This window comes from Actinoplanes sp. GCM10030250 (assembly GCF_042666575.1).
GTDB lineage: Bacteria > Actinomycetota > Actinomycetes > Mycobacteriales > Micromonosporaceae > Actinoplanes.
In genome coordinates this window covers 1-1,638 of record NZ_JBHTDO010000091.1, presented here as the reverse complement: position 1 = coordinate 1,638, position 1,638 = coordinate 1, and the positions used below count along the sequence as shown (strand labels likewise).

1 protein-coding gene is annotated in these 1,638 nt (G+C 66.0%); it reads right to left on the bottom strand.

Annotated features, from left to right (window positions below; genetic code table 11):
• Positions 1-1,638: ATP-dependent Clp protease ATP-binding subunit (locus ACFQV6_RS44140; protein WP_378033721.1), on the bottom strand; the 1,638-nt coding region annotated here is incomplete at both ends.

Genomic DNA, 1,638 nt, shown 5'->3' with positions numbered 1-1,638 from the left:
CAGCTGGTGGAAGACGATCGTGTCGTCGATGCGGTTGAGGAACTCGGGGCGGAAGTGCTGCTTCAGCTCGTCGTTGACCTTGATCTTCATCCGCTCGTAGCTGCTCTCGCTCGCCTCCGACGTCTGGAATCCGAGCTGGACGGCCTTCGTGGCGTTCCTGGTGCCCAGGTTGGTCGTCAGGATGATGACGGTGTTCTTGAAGTCGACGATGCGGCCCTGGCCGTCGGTCAGGCGACCGTCTTCCAGGATCTGCAGCAGCGTGTTGAAGACGTCCGGGTGGGCCTTCTCGATCTCGTCGAACAGCACCACGCTGAACGGCTTACGGCGGACCTTCTCGGTGAGCTGACCGCCCTCGTCGTAACCGACGTAGCCGGGAGGGGCACCGACCAGACGCGACACTGTGTATCGGTCGTGGAACTCGGACATGTCGAGCTGGATCAGCGCGTCCTCGGAGCCGAACAGGAACTCGGCCAGGGCCTTGGACAACTCGGTCTTACCGACACCGGACGGCCCGGCGAAGATGAACGAACCCGACGGCCGCTTCGGGTCCTTCAGACCGGCCCGGGTCCGGCGGATCGCCTTGGAGACCGCCTGCACGGCGTCCTCCTGGCCGATGACCCGCTTGTGGAGCTCGTCCTCCATACGCAGCAGCCGGGACGTCTCCTCCTCGGTCAGCTTGTACACCGGGATACCGGTCCAGTTACCCAGGACCTCGGCGATCTGCTCGTCGTCGACCTCGGACACCACGTCCAGGTCGCCGGCCTTCCACTCCTTCTCCCGCTGCGCCTTCTGACCGAGCAGCTGCTTCTCCTTGTCCCGCAGCTGCGCGGCCCGCTCGAAGTCCTGCGCGTCGATCGCGGACTCCTTGTCACGGCGCACCTGAGCGATCCGCTCGTCGAAGTCACGCAGGTCCGGCGGCGCGGTCATCCGGCGGATCCGCATCCGCGCCCCGGCCTCGTCGATCAGGTCGATCGCCTTGTCCGGCAGGAACCGGTCGGAGATGTACCGGTCGGCCAGCGTCGCCGCCGCCACCAGGGCGGCGTCGGTGATCGAGATCCGGTGGTGCGCCTCGTACCGGTCGCGCAGACCCTTCAAAATCTCGATCGTGTGCGCCAGGGACGGCTCACCGACCTGGATCGGCTGGAAGCGGCGCTCGAGAGCGGCGTCCTTCTCCAGGTGCTTACGGTATTCGTCCAGGGTGGTCGCGCCGATGGTCTGCAGCTCACCACGGGCCAGCATCGGCTTCAGGATGGAAGCCGCGTCGATCGCGCCCTCGGCGGCACCCGCACCGACCAGGGTGTGAATCTCGTCGATGAACAGGATGATGTCACCACGGGTGCGGATCTCCTTGAGCACCTTCTTCAGGCGCTCCTCGAAGTCACCGCGGTACCGCGAACCGGCGACCAGCGCACCGAGGTCGAGGGTGTAGAGCTGCTTGTCCTTCAGCGTCTCGGGCACCTCGCCCTTGATGATGGACTGCGCCAGCCCCTCGACGACGGCGGTCTTACCGACGCCGGGCTCACCGATCAGCACGGGGTTGTTCTTCGTACGCCGGGACAGCACCTGCATGACCCGCTCGATTTCCTTCTCCCGGCCGATCACCGGGTCGAGCTTGCCCTCACGGGCGGCCTGCGTCAG